Here is a 16,016-nt window from a genome sequence, read left to right on the forward strand (position 1 = left end):
TCAGGCTTTTTTGGCACCGAGATTTGGAAAGAACTGCATGACGCCACCGATGCAGGCAAGGTAGAGCCCGGTAATGCTGATGCCGATCTTGGTGAAGGTGCTGACCTGTTCGCCCAGCACGCCGATCTGATCGTAGAAGGCAGCGAGTGCCGCCTGCGCCAGCGCCAGCGCGCCGAACGCGCACCACAAAAGCGTCATCGCGAGATTGATGCGCCGCAGCCGCACCACCCGCACCGGATGGATGAAATTGATCGGCACGAAAGTCAGAATGCCGGCCACCACCACCACCGCGAACGAAACCCATTGCCCCGGCTCGATGACGAACAGCGTGAACACCACCATGTTCCAGACCACGGGGAATCCCTTGAAGAAATTCTCCTTCGTCTTCATGCCGGTGTCGGCATAGTAGATTGCGCTGGAGACGACGATGATCGCCGCCGACAGGAACGACAGTCCCTCGCCCATGAAGCCGCGCTGGTATAGCGCAAAGGCCGGGATCAGGACGTAGGTCACATAGTCGATGATGTTGTCGAGCATTTCGCCCGACCAGGTCGGCAGGATTTCCTTGACCTCGAGCTTTCTGGCGATAGGCCCGTCGATGCCGTCGACAAACAATGCCAGCCCCAGCCACCAGAACATCGCGGTCCAGCGCTGTTCGCTCGCCGCCACCAGCGACAGGAAGGCTAGGAACGAGCCCGAGGCGGTCAGCAGATGGACGGAGAACGCCCTCGCCTGCGGCCAGGTGACTTTCTTCTTCGGCCGCGGAATCCGATCCGTCAACTTCTTGGCCGTGATCTTCCTGGCCGTTGTGTTTTTGCTCACGGGCCCCGCCAATCCAGCTTGCAGATTTCGGCCGACCGGCCGGCGAAATTCCAGTTTCGGCCGAAAGCCCGCATCTTGCTCTTGTCTGACCTGGCAACGATGATCTCAGGCGCGATCCAGTATTCCGAATTGCTGATCACCGTATCCTTGTCTCGGTCCTTGCCGGGGATCGGCGTGACCGCCCCGTCGATGATCTTGGGTATCTGGAAGATGCGTGTCCTGTCACGCGTCTCATAGGTGATCGGCACTTGTTCGACACCGAGGAATTTGCCGACAAGGATGGAGAGCAACGATGTGGTCCCGCCCGCCTTGCCGGTGAAAATCTTGGTCAGCGCCTTGACCGCATAGACCGATGCGCGCTTGTCGATGAACAGGCCGGCGGTCCAGTTGCCGCGGCTCATATAGCCGGGGATTTCCATGATCAATCCGAGATTGAGCCCCGACAGGTCGACCTCGCCGAAATGGCCGGCGTCGATGCGGAAGCCGGCCCAGGTCTGGCAATAGCCTTCGGTCGGCGGATGACTGCCGAGCGACAGCACGCAAGGGCAAAAAACCGTGCAATTGCAGGAGAGTACGAGCTCTCCTTTCATCGCCCAGCTCTGGTCTGACATCGATTTCCCCCCACTCATCGCGAGACTACTAGCAGCGCTGCTGCCCAGACAAGCAGTATCGCACCGGCCAGCCGGGTTGGAACCCTGCTCGCCGTCTGTTTTTCGATCAGGGTGAACAGCCAGATCAACGCCATCCAGAAGACGTTCATCACCCCGACGGCGAACATCACCAGCATCAACGCCCAGCAGCAGCCGAAGCACCACAGGCCTTGCGCGACGCCAAGCCGGAAGACGCGGACGGGCCTCGCGCTCCAGTTCGCAAACAGGATCGAGAAAGGGTTCCTGCATTTCTTCAGGCAGGCTTCCTTCAGGCCGCTGAATTGGTAGAGGCCAGCAATCAGCAGAGCGAGCGCGCCGGCAATACCGATGACGGGGTCGAGCAACCCGTTGGACGAGGCGGATGCATGAATGGCCAAGGTCAGCGCCGCGAACATCATCGAGGCAGCGAGCCAGACGCTGAGGTAACCAGCAACCAGCACCAGCGGATGGACGACCGGCTCGCCCTTGATGCGAGCCGTGTCGGCAATCTCGCAATAGGTGCGGATCATTGCTGCGGCCGAAGGCAGCATGGTGGCGATCGCCATCAGGAACCACATCAGGACGAGCGCGCCGGCTTTGAGGCCGAGGCTTCCGTCGAGCGGCGTCGGCGACAGGCAGAGCGCGAAGAACCGCTCCAGGAAATCCGGCAGCGGCAGCCGCGGCAGGTTGCGCAGGAGCGCGTCGCCAGGGGCGCTGACGCCGGCAATCCGCCCTTCGGCGCTGCGGATTGCCATCGCGGCAAGCAACAGCCAGGCAAGCAGGATACAGGCGCCGACAACGACGTTCACCGTCACGCGGGGACTGCGGGCGATGTTCGCCATGGCGCGGCCGGCGCGGTCGAGATGGCTGAAGTCGTCTTGCTGGCCGGTCATGACATCCGAATGAGCCGAATCGCCGCGTTGATCAAGCGGCATGAATTGACCTATATGCTGGACCGACTGGCAGGGTCGTGTGGCCTGCCTCGCATTGCTAGCCGGAAGCCGATCTTGGAGCATCGAGAAACTGCGCGGATACTGGTTGCTGGCACGGGGCCGGCAGGGCTGATCGCGGCGCTCGCTTTCGCCGATGCGGGTTTCCCGGTGACACTTGTCGGGCCCGAAGCTTCTGCCCCCGATGGCCGCACGACGGCCCTGATGAACCCCGCTCTGCAGGTGCTTGCGCGGCTGGGCGTGCTCGAAGACATCAAGCCCAAGGCGGCGCCCCTGAAGGTGATGCGCATCGTCGACGCGACCAGCCGGCTGATCCGTAGCTCGGTCGTCACCTTCCGCGCCAGCGAGATCGACGAAGACCAATTCGGGCTGAACCTGCCCAACAGCGTCCTCAATCCCGCGCTCGCCAGCACGGTTGCGAAGCATACCGGCATCGACTGGCGACGGTCGATGGTGGCGAGCTGGCATCTCGAGGCCGCGTACGCCCGTGCCGTCCTGACCGACGGCAGCGCGGTGGACGCTTCCCTGGCGGTCGCCGCCGACGGGCGGCTGTCGCCGGCGCGCCAGGCGGCCGGCATCTCGACCTCGGCCCGCTCCTACCCGCAGGCAGCTTTTGTCCTCAATTTCCGTCATAGCGGCGATCATGCCTTCACCTCGACCGAATTCCACACCGAGACCGGTCCGTTCACGCAGGTGCCGCTGCCCGGCAATCGCTCGAGCCTGGTCTGGGTGGTGAAGCCCGAGACCGCGACGGAACTCGCCGCATTGGACGATGCGACGCTTTCCCTGCGGGTCGAACTGCAGATGCAGTCGATGCTGGGCCGGGTGACGGTCGAGCCGGGCCGGCAGATCTATCCGCTTTCGGCGGTGACGCCGCTGCGTTTCGCGCGGGAGCGTGTAGCGCTTGTCGGCGAAGCCGCCCACGTGTTTCCGCCGATCGGCGCGCAAGGCCTCAATCTCGGTATCAGGGATATCGACGATCTTGTTGGTATTGCTGGTGAAAATCGCACCGACCCCGGCGCTGCCAAGGCCCTTGCAGCCTACGATTTCAAACGCCGCCCGGATATTCTGGCGCGCAGCAGTGCGGTCAATCTGCTCAACATGTCGCTGCTTTCCGACATGCTGCCGGCGCAGATGGCCCGTGTTGCCGGGCTCGGCGTGCTCGGTGGCTTCGCGCCGCTTCGCGCCTTCTTCATGCGCGAGGGGCTTCGTCCCGGCAGCGGCTTTGCGGCGCTGGCCGGCGGCCTGCGAAAGCCGGCGCGCTGATAGCGATCTTCCCAACATTCCGCCAATCCGCGGAAAATGTCGACATCGGCGGCATGCGGCAAAACCCTTTCGCCGCGTCCTGCGTAGCTTCAAGGCACGCTCAAAACGCGTCGGGATTGAATTGGTGCCCAGTCTGCGCCAAATAAGTCTAAGGAATTCAGTGGTGAGTACGATGAAAACAGCCAAATTCGCAATCGGACAGGTGGTTCGCCACCGGCTGTTTCCCTTCAGGGGCATCATTTTCGATGTCGATCCGCAGTTCGCCAACACCGACGAATGGTACGAAGCCATCCCCGCCGACGTGCGGCCGCGCAAGGATCAACCCTTCTATCACCTGCTCGCCGAGAATTCGGAAACCGAATACATCGCATACGTCTCCGAGCAGAACCTGCTCGAGGATCAGTCGGGCGAGCCGGTCCGGCATCCGCAGATCAAGGAGATGTTCGACAAGAGGCCGGACGGGCGCTACGAGCCGAAACGGCAATCGAGGCATTAACCGACCAGACGACAGGCGCAAAAAAAAGCGGGGCATGACCCCGCTTTTTTGTTAGGCCGACAAAAACCGGCTGATCAGTTGGCGGTCTTCGCCTTGTCCTGCTCTTCCTTGAGCTTCTTGGCGAAATCCTGGTTGTTTTTGGCGACGAAGTCCTGGAGCTTCTTCTGCCGGTCTTCGATATCGGACTGCTGCAGCGGCGGGCCGTCATAGGCGCCGCTGAAACCCTGCAGGGCGATCTTGATCGGGTTCTGCTGGTTCTGGAAATTGACCGAGGTCAGCGTGATCGCCTGACCCTTCTTGAAGGCACCGACGAGCTGGTCGGTGAGCGGAACTTCGGCCACGCAACGATCCGGGAAGCAAATGACGTAATCAAGCTTCACGGCCTTGCCAGTATCGATCTGCAGGCCAATGCCGGGAGGCACCAGACGGCCGGTCGGCACCGTCACCTGGAACACCTTGCGGTTCACCTTGCCCTTCAGCTCGATCAGGCTGACGCCGGTGATAAGCTGGCCGTTGCCGGCCGTGGTGATGTTCTGGACGTTGCAGATGTCGACGTCTTCCTGCTTGGTGCAAGCCTTGAACCAGCCTTGCGGAATCTGCTGTTGCTGCTGTGCGGAAGCAGCGGGAAGCCCTGCGCCCAGAAAGCCGACCACGCCAGCGGCCATGACCGACAGGCGGTACGCGTTGCTGTTCAGGCTCGTCATGTCGTGCACTTCCTCTCAAATGATCCCGGGACCGGCTTCTTCGTGCCGTGTGGTCCAGCTACCTGTTGCCAAAATGAGGCAACAGAATGACTTCGGGGGGCGTGTTACACTGCAAGCGATGTCGAATCCAGCCCGCCACTTGTAATTCTTGATGACGCCATTGGCCGGCACGCAGGTGCCTCATGCTAGGGTGCGCACCGAATCATCAAGCCGACCCAGTAAGGAGACGATCATGGGCCGCGTTCTTGTTTGGCTGATCACCGCGATATCGCTTCTCGCCCTTTCGCATCAGCCGGCCGCGTCGGAGCCGAAGCACGCCATCGCCATGCAGGGCGAACCGGCCCTGCCGCCGGACTACACGCATTTCGACTACGTCAATCCGGACGCGCCGAAGGGTGGCTCGATCACCTATTGCGTCGTCGGCAGCTTCGACAATCTCAATCCCTTCATCCTCAAGAGCCTGCGCACGACGGCGCGCGGCATGATGGACCAGACTTACGGCAATCTCGTCTTCGAGCCGCTGATGCAGCGCAACTACGACGAGCCCTTCAGCCTGTACGGCTTGCTCGCCGATACCGCCGACATGGATCCCGAGCGCAAGAGCATCGAGTTCCATCTCAACCCGAAGGCCAAATGGTCCGACGGCCAGCCGGTGACGCCGGAGGATGTGCTGTTCACCTACGATGTCTATACCGACAAGGGCCGTCCACCCTACAGCGCCCGCATGAGCCTGATCGCCAAGCTCGAAAAGACCGGTGACCACAGCGTGCGCTTCACCTTCAACGACAAGGCCAATCGTGAGACGCCCCTGATCATCGCGCTGACGCCGATCATACCCAAGCATGCCTTCGACAAGGACACGTTCGACAAGACGACGCTGAAGCCACTGATCGGCAGTGGCCCCTACACCGTTGCGCAGGTACAGCCCGGCCAACGCATCGTCTTCAAGCGCAACCCTGACTATTGGGGCAAGGACGTCCCGGCCAAGCGCGGTTTCGACAATTACGACCAGATCACAATCGAGTATTTCCTCAACGCCAACGCCAAGCTCGAAGCGTTCAAGAAGGGCCTTTGCGCCATCGACGACGACGGCGATCCGGTCAAGCGCGAGCGCGACCTCGATTTTCCGGCCTTCCACAAGGGCGACGTGGTCGCCGAAACCTTCGACACCGGCATTCCGCCGGTGGTGACCGGTTTCCTGTTCAACATGCGGCTGCAGAAGTTCGCTAACCCGGTGGTGCGGCGTGCACTCGGTATGCTCTACGACTTCGAATGGGCCAACAAGAACCTATTTGGCGGCAAATACGCGCGCGCAATGAGTTATTGGCAGAATTCCGAGCTTTCCGCGCTCGGTCATCCGGCTGACGACAGGGAAAAGGCGCTTCTGGCGCCCTACCCCGGCCGCGTGCCGGCCGATGTCATGGATGGCACGTACCGGCCACCGGTCACCGATGGTTCAGGGCAGGATCGCAAGGTGCTGAAAGCGGCCTTCGATCTGTTGAAAAGCATCGGCTATCACGTGCAGGACGGGACGATGCTCGATCCCGATGGCAAACCCTTTGGCTTCGAGATTCTGGTTGCTTCGCAGGATGAGGAGCGCCTTGCCGGCATCTATCAGCGCACGCTGGAGAAGATCGGCATCGACGTCACCATTCGCAGCCTCGACGGCGACCAGATCCAGTCGCGCAAGCAGCGCTTCGATTTCGAGGCCCTGATCGGATCGAGCGGCTTCAACAATTCGTTGTCGCCCGGCATCGAACAGCTTGGACGCTGGGGATCCGAAGCGGCCAAGGCCGAAGGCTCGTTCAACCTGGCCGGTGTCGCCGATCCGGCGGTTGATGCGGCGATCGACGCGATGCTGCGCGCGCGTTCAAAGGAAGACTATGTCGCGGCGGTCAGGGTTCTCGACCGGCTGCTGATCTCCGGCAACTACATGGTGCCGACGCAGTACAACACGCAGCAATGGATTGCGTACTGGAACTACCTGGAACATCCGCAAAAGACGCCCATATTTGGGTATCAACTGCCAAGCTGGTGGCGCAAGCCGAACTGAGGATTTCGGGAGATCGAGATGAGTGAGCTGAACGCCGTCACCGTCGACGTGGTGTCCGACGTCGTCTGTCCATGGTGCTTCATCGGCCAGAAACGGCTCGACAAGGCGATATCAGCTGTCGGCGACACCGAGGTGCACGTCCGCTGGCGGCCGTTCCAGCTCGATCCGACCATTCCACCGCAAGGCAAGGATCGCCGCGACTATATGCTGGCCAAGTTCGGCAGCGACGAGCGCATCCGCGAAATTCATGCCCGCATCGAGCCGCTTGGCGAAGCCGAAGGCATTTCCTTCGCCTTCGACGCCATCAAGGTGGCGCCAAACACGCTCGATGCGCACCGCCTGATCCGCTGGGCCGGTGCCGCCGGCGAAGCCGTGCAGAACCGGCTGGTGCGCCGCCTGTTCCAGCTGAATTTCCAGGAAGGCGTCAATATCGGCGACCATGCCGTTCTGGTCGAAGCGGCGCGCGAGGCCGGCATGGACGCATCCGTGGTCGCCACGCTGTTGCCGACCGAGGCCGACGTCGAGGCGGTTCGCACCGAGATCGCCACCGCCTCGCGCATGGGCATAACAGGCGTGCCGTGCTTCCTGATCGAGGGCAAATACGCGGTCATGGGCGCACAGGACGCCGACACCCTGGCCGATGCCATCCGTCAGGTGGCTGCCGCCAAGTCCCGCGGCGAATTGGAAAAGGTCGGCTGAGAGATCGGCTACCCTGCCCTTATGCAGCGAGAGCAAGCGTCATCACTTCACGGTCACCTTGGCCTTGCTGATGAAAAATCCATGGCCGTTCGTGGCCGTGCAGGCTAATCCCTTGGTTGACGATTCGCACAAGAACGGCCCTGCGCTCCAGCTTTTGCCGTAAGCGAGCTTGGTGACATCGCTGCAGCATGGCTGCTCGCCGGGGTTCTTGATCAAAGTCGCCGGCCCCTTGGGACCCAGGATGGTGGTGACATAGCTCGGCGCGACGCGCGAGCAGCTGAGTTCCGGACCGCCGTCCTGTGGCTCATAGGTGCTGGTGCCGCCCTTCGGGGTATAGATGCAGCCAATGTTGCCGGACGGCGTGTTGAACTCGATCTGGCCCTCGGCGCCTGCCGGAATGCTCTGCTCGGCGGCCTGCGCCAGGGGGTGCCAGGCAAGGAGAACCAGGGTTGCGGCTGCGCGTACAAGCATTGGGAAGCTTCCTTGTTGGAGAACCGGACATGCATGGGTGCCGACAGTGCCCGGCAAGGTTCAATCCCGAACGAAGCAATTGTCAAATAAGGTTTCTGACCTGACCCTACAGGGCCGGATGCGCAGCGCGGCGCGGCTGCCGCAATGACCGTTTCCAGTCACTTTTCAGCCTCCGACAGGGTTAGACGGCAAGCCCGGCGAGGTCACGAACGGCACATTTTCCGAAGATTCGGTCAGTCCGCAGTCGGGAAATTTACCAGTCAATTAGATTTTCGAGTTCACAAACCCGTGTGAAAACCTTCCCTAAGGGAAACTTCACCGATGACCCTCCCGCATCCATCAACAATTTGAAATCAATAGCGATATTCTGTTTTTTCCGATCTGTTTGACGGCGTTTCGGTCCTGCAATCTGTTGCCTCACGGCAACGGTCCGCCGGGGTAATCCCTTTGGCCAGCTTTAAAAATTAATAGAAAATGATCAATTGGTGTTACCATCCGTAACAAAACAAAAAAGGTTTGGGCGGGATCGTGATTCGGGTCGGTAGACCAACGCAAGAGTCAGTACCGGAAAAAACACCTCGCGATGCCGCACGGCCATCGCTCCTGACGCCGGTATCGTCCATGCGTACCTTCTGGGGGCTGATGCGGGCCTACTGGGTTTCGGACCGGTGGAAAGAAGCCTGGACACTCACGCTGGTGATCGCGCTGCTCACGGCGCTGTCGAGCAAGGCCGGTGTCTGGTTCGCCGAAGCCTCCGGCGAACTGGTCAACTCGATCGCCTTCTTCCACGACGCCGCCAACACCACGCCGCTTCGCACGCTGCTGGTCAATGCCGGCATCCTCGTGCTGCTGGTCCTGCTGAAGGACGCCGGCTTTACCGGCATCCGCAATCTTGTCTCGGCGACATTGCACCGCAAATGGCGCGGTTGGCTGGACAGCCGCTTCAACGAAGCATTGCTGGACAACAATCACACGCATTTTCATGCCCAGCATGCGTCGACCGGCAACGGCGCACCGGCGCCTGACAACATCGACCAGCGCGTCCAGGAATCCATCAAGGACATGACCGGCGGCGCCATCGGGCTCGCCATGGGCGTGCTGGGCGTCGCCACCTCGCTCTATTTCGTCGGCCAGAAGCTGCTCGAAAACTCCGTCGAGGTGAAGGGACTGGAGTTCCTCGGCAGCTATGGCAGTGCCGTCCTCGCCTTCCTGGCCGTCGCCACCTATGTGCCGCTGAACACCTGGATCGCGGTCAAGCTCGGCGGCCTGCTCGAGCGCCTCAATGTCAGGATGCAGCAGGCCGAAGGCAGCTATCGCGGCGAGCTGACGACGTTCCTGCGCCGCAGCTTCCATGTCGCGGCGTCCCAGGGCGAAGGCGTGCAGAGGACCATGCATGGCCGGCTCTATGTCGACATCGACGGCACATGGACGCGGCTGAACATCGTCAACACCGTCTACATGTCGTTCGAGCTGATCTACAATTTCATCGGCGCCCGCATCGTCGCCTACGGACCTGGCCTGGTGCCGTTCATCCACAATGGTCTCGATCTCAAGGGCTATATTACCGGCTCCGAGCTGGTCAATTCGCTGATCGGCCAATGTTCGTGGTTCATCCACGTCATGCCCGCCATCGCCACGCTGCGCGCCAACAGCCAGCGCGTGACCGAACTGGCCAATGCGATTGAGAACGTCCAGCATCCGCAGGAATTCTACAGCCAGACCGGCCGTTCCGACTTCCACTACGCCAGCCAGAACCCGGTTTTCGGCCTGACCATCCAGAAACTCGAACTGGCGCATCAGGGCGAGGACGCCACGCCGTTCCTCAGTGCCGCCAATTTGCGCTTCCGGCGCGGCGAATGGACGTTCCTGAAAGGTGAATCCGGTTCCGGCAAGACCTCGCTGATCAAGGCGATCAACGGCCTGTGGCCCTATGGTCATGGCACCATCGTCTTCCCCGAAGGGGTGAAGAGCTTCTATGCCGCCCAGGAGGTCAAGCTGCAGCCGGTGTCGCTGAAACAGCTGGTCTGCCTGCCAGACTCCGAGTACGGCCATAGCGACGCGCAGGTCGCGGCTGCGCTGTACAAGGCTGGCCTTGGCGACTTCATCTCGCACATGGCCGACGCAAGCCGCGAAGGCAAGAGCTGGGATCAGGTTCTGTCGGGCGGCCAGAAACAGAAGCTGGTGGTGGCGCGCATCGTGCTGCAGCAGCCGGGGCTGCTGTTCCTCGACGAGGCGACGGGCGCGCTCGACCCCGAGGGCAAGATTGCCTTCCACCAGGCCATCAAGGACAACTGCCCCGATGTCACGGTCATCAGTGTCATGCACGAGGCGGTGGCGCCGAGATCGCTGACCGGCGCAGAATTCTACCACAGCATCGTGGCGATCGCCGACGGCGTCGCCACCAAGAAGCCCCTGGTTCCGACCCTGCCTGTCGAACTTACCACCATTCTCGTCCAGCCAAGGCCGGTTGAGGACAAGTGGCTGCGCTTCTCGCGCCGACTGAAGCAGAAATAGCGGCAGTTGGATCTGGGGCGGCCGCGCCATGCGGCGGCCGCTGATCACAGTCTCGCGAGTGGTGCCATTCGGCGCCGTTTTTCGTCCTCACCGCGATTGACTCGGCAAGGCGCGCACCTATGTTGCGCCGGCTTGCAGACAGTCAAACGCGAACCCGCAAGCGGAAAGGTCACAGCGCCATGCCTGGCGACAGTCACAGTCGAACGCAACAGCCGTCCGCCTAGACGTGACCTGAATGGTTCATGTCCTGCCGGACGGCAAGGAGTGAGCCATGAACGAATTTACCCCCGTAGCGAGCGACGAGGCCGTCGCGATCGCCCGTATCCTAGCCAACGATCACGTCGCCGACATTGTCGAGGCCCTGAACAGGGAGCCGCGAGAAAGCGCGACGGAACTGCTTTGTGAAGTGACGTTCGAGAGGCTGGTCGAGATATTCGACCAGCCTGAACTCGACCGCGCGCCCGAACTCATGGAGGCGCTGCCGCGCGCCAAGGCGGGCAAGCTGCTCACCGCCATGTCGGAAGACCGTGCCGCCGACATCCTGCGCGAGCTGGACGAGCCGGCTCGTTCCGAGCTGCTCGGCGGACTGGCGCCGCCGCTGCGCGCCACGCTGCTTGCCATTCTGGGTTATCCCGAAGGCAGCGCCGCATCGATCATGACGACGGAGTTCGTCAGCGTGCCCTCGGACTGGACCGTGGGCCGCACGCTCGACTACATCCGCAAGGTCGAACGGACGCGCGAAACCGTCTACGCGATCTACATCGTCGATCCGCAAACGCACCTCCTGATACGGTCGACCGGCCTGCGCCGGCTGATCACCGGGGAGCCGGAGGACTCGATCATGACGGTGGCGCCGGATCGCGCGCCGGTGACGGTCACCCCGCTGACCGATCGTGAAACCCTGGCGCAGACGATCTCGAAATACGATCTGCTTGCTGTCCCGGTCGTCGACCACGGCAAGATCCTCGGCATCGTCACCATCGACGACATCATCGACACAATGATCGAGGAGACGACCGAGGACGTGCATCGTTTCGGCGGCATGGAGGCGCTCGACGAGCCGTACATGAAGATGAGCTTCCTCGCCATGATCAAGAAGCGGGGCGGCTGGCTGTGCGCGCTGTTCATCTCAGAGATGCTGACGGCAAATGCCATGCAGAGCTATGAGGGCGAGCTGGAAAAGGCGATCGTGCTGACGTTGTTCATCCCGCTGATCATGAGCTCAGGTGGCAATTCCGGCTCGCAGGCGACCTCGCTGGTCATCCGGGCGCTGGCGCTGCGCGAGATCGGGCTGCGCGACTGGTGGCGGGTGGCGCTGCGCGAACTGCCCACCGGCCTCGTGCTCGGCGCCATGCTCGGCGTGGTCGGCATCGGCCGCATCGCGCTCTGGCAATATATGGGCTTCTACGACTATGGGCCGCATTGGCCGCTGATCGCCACGACGGTCGGCGCCGCACTGGTCGGCATCGTCACCTTCGGCTCGCTGTCGGGCTCGATGCTGCCGTTCGCCCTGAAACGCATCGGCTTCGATCCGGCCAGCGCATCGGCCCCGTTCGTCGCCACGCTGGTCGATGTCACCGGGCTGGTGATCTATTTCTCGGTGGCGCTGGTGATCCTGCGCGGCACGTTGCTCTGATCAGAACCAACGGTCTCCACCACCGCCGGCAATGCCGGCGGTGGCTTGCGCCCTACCCGTTTCAAGCCTGCATGAGGGCGCTCCACCGTCTATCGGGAAATGCGCCGGCTGGGTATCAGCCGCCCAACTTGAGCGTCTTTCAAATCCAGCAAGACTCGGTACAGATTGCAGCAGGAAAGATACGGTTTTCGGAGGAGCTGATGCACTACACACTTCATGCTGCGCCAGGCTCTTGCTCATTTGCACCTCACATCGTCATGGAGGAGATTGGAAAACCCTATTCGCTGGCGTTGATGTCGCCAGGCCATCCCGAAGCCAAGACCGACGAATTTCGCCGCTTGAACCCGAAAGGGCGAATCCCTGTTCTCATTGCCGAGAATTTCACTCTCACGGAAGCGCCGGCAATCCTGTTTCACCTGGGCCTGACGAATCCAGACGCGGGGCTACTGACAGCGGATGCAGAAAACATCGCCCGTTCCATCGAATGGTTTAACTGGCTATCGAGTGCGGTTCACGCGGTTGCCGTCCGAATGATCTGGCGGGCCGACTTTTTCTTGCCGGACCAATCGATGTACGCGCCCTTGGTTCATAAGGGAAAGGAGCACTTGGCTTCCGCGTTTACGCTTATAGAATCCAAGCTGACGGACCGAGATTGGGCCGTGGGAGCGTCCTATTCAATCGTTGATCCGTATTTGCTCGTATTCTACAGGTGGGGGAATCGTATGGCCATTGACATGCGAAATACCTACCCCGCCTGGACCGCTCATGCACGTCGGTTGGATGAGCGGGCGGCTGTGCAACGAGCCTTGACGCAAGAGGGAATATCCCTCTGGAAGTAGCTCCAAAAATTAGCAAGACCACCGATCATACACGAACCGACAGGCGAAAGCTCAGACCCGCTGGCCGTCCTTCACCCGATAGGTCGGCTTGTACATGGTGACGAGCTCTTCCGCCGCGGTCGGATGCACTGCCATCGTGCGGTCGAAATCATCCTTGGTCAGCCCGGCCTTCAGCGGAATGCCGAGAAGCTGCGCCATCTCGCCGGCATCCGGTCCCAGGATGTGCGCGCCGAGCACTCGCTTCGAAGCGCCGTCGACCACCAGCTTCATCAGCATCTTCTCGTCGCGGCCGGACAGCGTATGCCGCATCGGCCGGAACGTGGCGCGGTAGATCTCGATGTCGGGGAAGCGTTTGACGGCATCATCCTCCGACAGGCCGACCGTGCCGATTTCGGGCTGTGAAAAGACGGCTGTGGCAATGGTGTCGTGGTCGGGCGCCGTCGGATTTCCCTTGTAAGCGGTTTCGATGAAACACATCGCCTCGTGGATCGCCACCGGCGTCAGCTGCACGCGGTTGGTGACGTCGCCGATCGCCCAGATGTTGTCGATGTTGGTACGCGAGTATTTGTCGACAGCGATCGCACCGGTCTTGGTCATCTCCAGCCCGATGCCTTCCAGCCCCATATTCTCGGTGTTGGGGATGCGGCCGATGGCCAGCATCACCTGGTCGACCGTCAGCACCGTGCCGCCGGTGACGAGTGCGTCGAGCCGGCCGTCCGGCCGCTTGCGGATCCATTCGGACACCGAATGGCAGAGGATCCTTATCCCCTTCTTTTCCATCGTCTCGTGCAGCATGCGCCGCAGGTCCATGTCGAAGCGGCTGAGGATCTCCTTGCCGCGATAGACCAGCGTGGTGTCGACGCCGAGGCCGTGGAAGATGTTGGCGAACTCGACGGCGATGTAGCCGCCGCCTTCGATCATGATCGCCTTGGGCAGTTGCTTGAGATCGAAAGCCTCGTTGGAGAAGATGCAGTGCTCATGGCCGGGCAGCGCGGGATGCGGCGCCGGGCGGCCGCCGGTGGCGATCAGGATCTGGTCGGCGGTGACGGTGCGATCTTCGCCCAGGAGATGCACGACATGCGGATCGACGATCATGGCGCGCGAGTGAAAGGCCTCGCCGCCGGCGCCCTCGACATTCCTCTGGTAGATCGCCTCGAGCCGGCTGATTTCGCGATCCTTGTTGGCGACCAGCGTCTGCCAGTCGAAACTCGCCTCCGGCACCGTCCAGCCATAGCCGGCGGCGTCGGCGAAATGCTCGGGAAATTGCGAGGCATAGACATAGAGCTTTTTCGGCACGCAGCCCCTGATGACGCAGGTGCCGCCATAGCGGTATTCCTCGGCGATGCCGACGCGCTTGCCGAGTGCCGCCGCCACGCGCGCTGCCCTCACCCCGCCCGAGCCGCCGCCGATGACGAAAAGATCGTAGTCGTACCCGGCCATCTGGCGGCTCCTCAAGCTTCAGAAATCCAGTGACAGGTAGGCCGCCGGGCAGCAAAAGAAAAGCCCGGACAAGCCGGGCTTCATCGATGGCCGCAAGGCCATTTGGAAACGCAAGATCAGTTCTGCGTGTCGTCTGCCGGAGCCGAACCATCGGCGGGTGCGGCGCCATCCGCAGGCGCGGCTGCGTCCGCGGGTGCTGCGGCAGGGGCTGCCGGCGCCTTGGCCTTGGCGGCCGCGGCCAGCGTCTCGCCGACCTGCTGGGCGAGATCGCGCGCGAGGCCGTTCTGCCAGATGTCGGCTGCCTTGACCAGTTCGCGGGTCACGGTCGGGCCGCTATCCAGCAGCTTCTTGCCCGAATCGGAACTGTAGAAGGCGGCGATATCCGTCAGTTCCTTTTCGGAGAACACTTTTGCGTAGGCGAGTGCGGCTTCCTTCTCGAGGTCGGCGCGGCGCGAGGCCAGCGCCAGCGCCTTCTCGTTGATGGTCTTGCCGATCAGCTCCTGCATGTCCGGGTTCTTCTGGATGAGCTGCGATTCGAGCGCGGCTGCCGCCTGCGGCAGGATGTTGTCGAACGGGTCGGTCGCGTGGATCGCCGCGACCGCCGCGCGGGCGGCCTTCAGGTGCGAGTCCGTGACTTCTTGCGAATACGCCGGCGAAGAGAGGGCGAAAACGGCCGTAGCCGCCAGAACGGCGCAAAGGCTGCGAACCCGGTTATGCAACATCATGATCGGTAGAACTCCCTGGTTTTCGGGCGGCATGGACAGTTTGGATACCGTCGCCGCCGGCGATGATGGCCGCTGACGCCAGCCCGATGAAAAGACCATGCTCGACCACGCCCGGAATGGCGTGGAGAGCATTCGAAAGCGCTCTTGTATCCGGAATGCGGCCAAAAGATGCATCGAGGATAAAATGGCCGCCGTCTGTAACAAAAGCCTGGTCCCCCGTCATCCTCAATATGACCGGACCGGACAGGCCGAGCTTTTCAGCCGCCGCGCCGATCGCGATTTCGGTCGCGCGCAGGCCAAACTTATTGACTTCGATCGGCAGTGGAAACCGGCCAAGCGTCTCGACCATCTTCGACTGGTCGGCAATGACGATCATGCGCTGGGAAGCCGCGGCAACGATCTTCTCGCGCAACAGCGCGCCGCCGCCGCCCTTGATCAGGGTCAGTGCCGGATCGACCTCGTCGGCGCCATCGACTGTGAGATCGAGCTGCGGCGTTTCCTCCAGCGTCGACAACGGCACGCCAAGCTCGCGGCAGAGCAACGCGGTGCGCTCCGAAGTCGGGACGCCGATGATCGTCATGCCGGTGGCGACCTTCTCGGCAAGCAGCCGCACGAACTCTTCCGCGGTGGTGCCGGTGCCGATGCCGAGCCGCATGCCGTCGCTCACATAGGCGAGCGCTGCCCGCGCGGCTTCGACCTTCAACTGTCTTGCATCCATGCCGCTTGCTGCCCCGGAAATTCGCTGCTGGGCTCCTAGCATTTTTGCCGGGCG

At 62.0% G+C, this 16,016-nt stretch carries 15 protein-coding genes; 7 read left to right on the forward strand and 8 right to left on the reverse strand.

Features of this window, described 5'->3' with window-relative positions:
* Genes pcsA through AC1DZU_RS22835 form a run of 3 tightly spaced genes read right to left on the reverse strand, consistent with a single transcriptional unit; the run spans nt 1 to nt 2,344 of the window.
* Complete coding sequence (gene pcsA, locus AC1DZU_RS22825) at nt 1-822, reverse strand: phosphatidylcholine synthase (RefSeq protein ID WP_477288573.1); 822 nt, start codon at nt 820-822, stop codon at nt 1-3.
* Nucleotides 819-1,433: a DUF1326 domain-containing protein gene (locus AC1DZU_RS22830; RefSeq protein ID WP_095091806.1), complete on the reverse strand. Its 615-nt coding sequence runs from the start codon at nt 1,431-1,433 to the stop codon at nt 819-821. The genes pcsA and AC1DZU_RS22830 overlap by 4 nt, the downstream gene beginning before the upstream one ends.
* Before the next feature lie 14 nt (nt 1,434-1,447).
* On the reverse strand, nt 1,448-2,344 hold the full coding sequence (locus AC1DZU_RS22835; RefSeq protein ID WP_477288575.1) for a DUF2182 domain-containing protein: 897 nt from the start codon (nt 2,342-2,344) through the stop codon (nt 1,448-1,450).
* Between the two features lie 114 nt (nt 2,345-2,458).
* Between AC1DZU_RS22835 and AC1DZU_RS22840 the strand changes: the two genes are divergently transcribed.
* Both AC1DZU_RS22840 and hspQ read left to right on the forward strand, forming a co-directional pair.
* On the forward strand, nt 2,459-3,667 hold the full coding sequence (locus tag AC1DZU_RS22840) for a UbiH/UbiF family hydroxylase (RefSeq protein WP_477288577.1): 1,209 nt from the start codon (nt 2,459-2,461) through the stop codon (nt 3,665-3,667).
* Between the two features lie 172 nt (nt 3,668-3,839).
* Nucleotides 3,840-4,163: a heat shock protein HspQ gene (hspQ, locus tag AC1DZU_RS22845; RefSeq protein WP_167392389.1), complete on the forward strand. Its 324-nt coding sequence runs from the start codon at nt 3,840-3,842 to the stop codon at nt 4,161-4,163.
* A 74-nt stretch (nt 4,164-4,237) separates the two neighbouring features.
* Here the strand turns inward: hspQ and AC1DZU_RS22850 are convergent, their stop codons facing one another.
* Nucleotides 4,238-4,867 (reverse strand): invasion associated locus B family protein, encoded by a 630-nt coding sequence (locus AC1DZU_RS22850; RefSeq protein ID WP_095091562.1) that lies wholly within the window; start codon nt 4,865-4,867, stop codon nt 4,238-4,240.
* Between the two features lie 232 nt (nt 4,868-5,099).
* Here AC1DZU_RS22850 and AC1DZU_RS22855 point away from each other — a divergent pair, with 232 nt between their 5' ends.
* Both AC1DZU_RS22855 and AC1DZU_RS22860 read left to right on the forward strand, forming a co-directional pair.
* Entirely contained in the window at nt 5,100-6,920 is a 1,821-nt protein-coding gene (locus AC1DZU_RS22855; RefSeq protein WP_477288579.1) for an extracellular solute-binding protein, read from the forward strand.
* An 18-nt stretch (nt 6,921-6,938) separates the two neighbouring features.
* Nucleotides 6,939-7,619 carry a DsbA family oxidoreductase gene (locus AC1DZU_RS22860; RefSeq protein ID WP_477288581.1) on the forward strand — a complete coding sequence of 227 codons (681 nt, stop codon included), beginning with the start codon at nt 6,939-6,941 and terminating at the stop codon, nt 7,617-7,619.
* Between the two features lie 42 nt (nt 7,620-7,661).
* On the opposite strand, the gene AC1DZU_RS22865 is transcribed toward AC1DZU_RS22860, so the two are convergent.
* On the reverse strand, nt 7,662-8,090 hold the full coding sequence (locus AC1DZU_RS22865; protein WP_477288583.1) for a hypothetical protein: 429 nt from the start codon (nt 8,088-8,090) through the stop codon (nt 7,662-7,664).
* Between the two features lie 621 nt (nt 8,091-8,711).
* On the opposite strand from AC1DZU_RS22865, the gene AC1DZU_RS22870 reads away from it, so the two are divergent.
* From AC1DZU_RS22870 to AC1DZU_RS22880, 3 genes are all read left to right on the forward strand, one after another.
* A complete protein-coding gene (locus AC1DZU_RS22870) occupies nt 8,712-10,604 on the forward strand; it encodes an ABC transporter ATP-binding protein/permease (protein WP_477288585.1) in 1,893 nt (630 codons plus the stop codon).
* A 271-nt stretch (nt 10,605-10,875) separates the two neighbouring features.
* Nucleotides 10,876-12,240, forward strand: coding sequence for a magnesium transporter (gene mgtE / locus AC1DZU_RS22875; protein WP_477288587.1), 1,365 nt, complete (start codon nt 10,876-10,878; stop codon nt 12,238-12,240).
* Nucleotides 12,241-12,440: 200 nt separating this feature from the next.
* The gene (locus AC1DZU_RS22880; RefSeq protein WP_477288589.1) at nt 12,441-13,079 is read left to right on the forward strand and encodes a glutathione S-transferase family protein; all 639 of its coding nucleotides are present in this window, start codon (nt 12,441-12,443) and stop codon (nt 13,077-13,079) included.
* A gap of 51 nt (nt 13,080-13,130) precedes the next feature.
* Here AC1DZU_RS22880 and gor read toward each other — a convergent pair whose 3' ends face one another.
* The 3 genes from gor to rpiA form a co-directional block, all read right to left on the reverse strand.
* Nucleotides 13,131-14,519, reverse strand: a complete 1,389-nt coding sequence (gene gor / locus AC1DZU_RS22885; protein WP_477288591.1) for a glutathione-disulfide reductase — start codon at nt 14,517-14,519, stop codon at nt 13,131-13,133.
* Between the two features lie 116 nt (nt 14,520-14,635).
* Nucleotides 14,636-15,244, reverse strand: coding sequence for a DUF2059 domain-containing protein (locus AC1DZU_RS22890; protein WP_477288593.1), 609 nt, complete (start codon nt 15,242-15,244; stop codon nt 14,636-14,638).
* Nucleotides 15,231-15,962 carry a ribose-5-phosphate isomerase RpiA gene (gene rpiA / locus AC1DZU_RS22895; protein WP_477288596.1) on the reverse strand — a complete coding sequence of 244 codons (732 nt, stop codon included), beginning with the start codon at nt 15,960-15,962 and terminating at the stop codon, nt 15,231-15,233. Before rpiA ends, AC1DZU_RS22890 begins: the two co-directional genes overlap by 14 nt.
* Nucleotides 15,963-16,016 lie beyond the last annotated feature (54 nt).

It is taken from the genome of Mesorhizobium sp. P2_A12 (genome assembly GCF_056405075.1).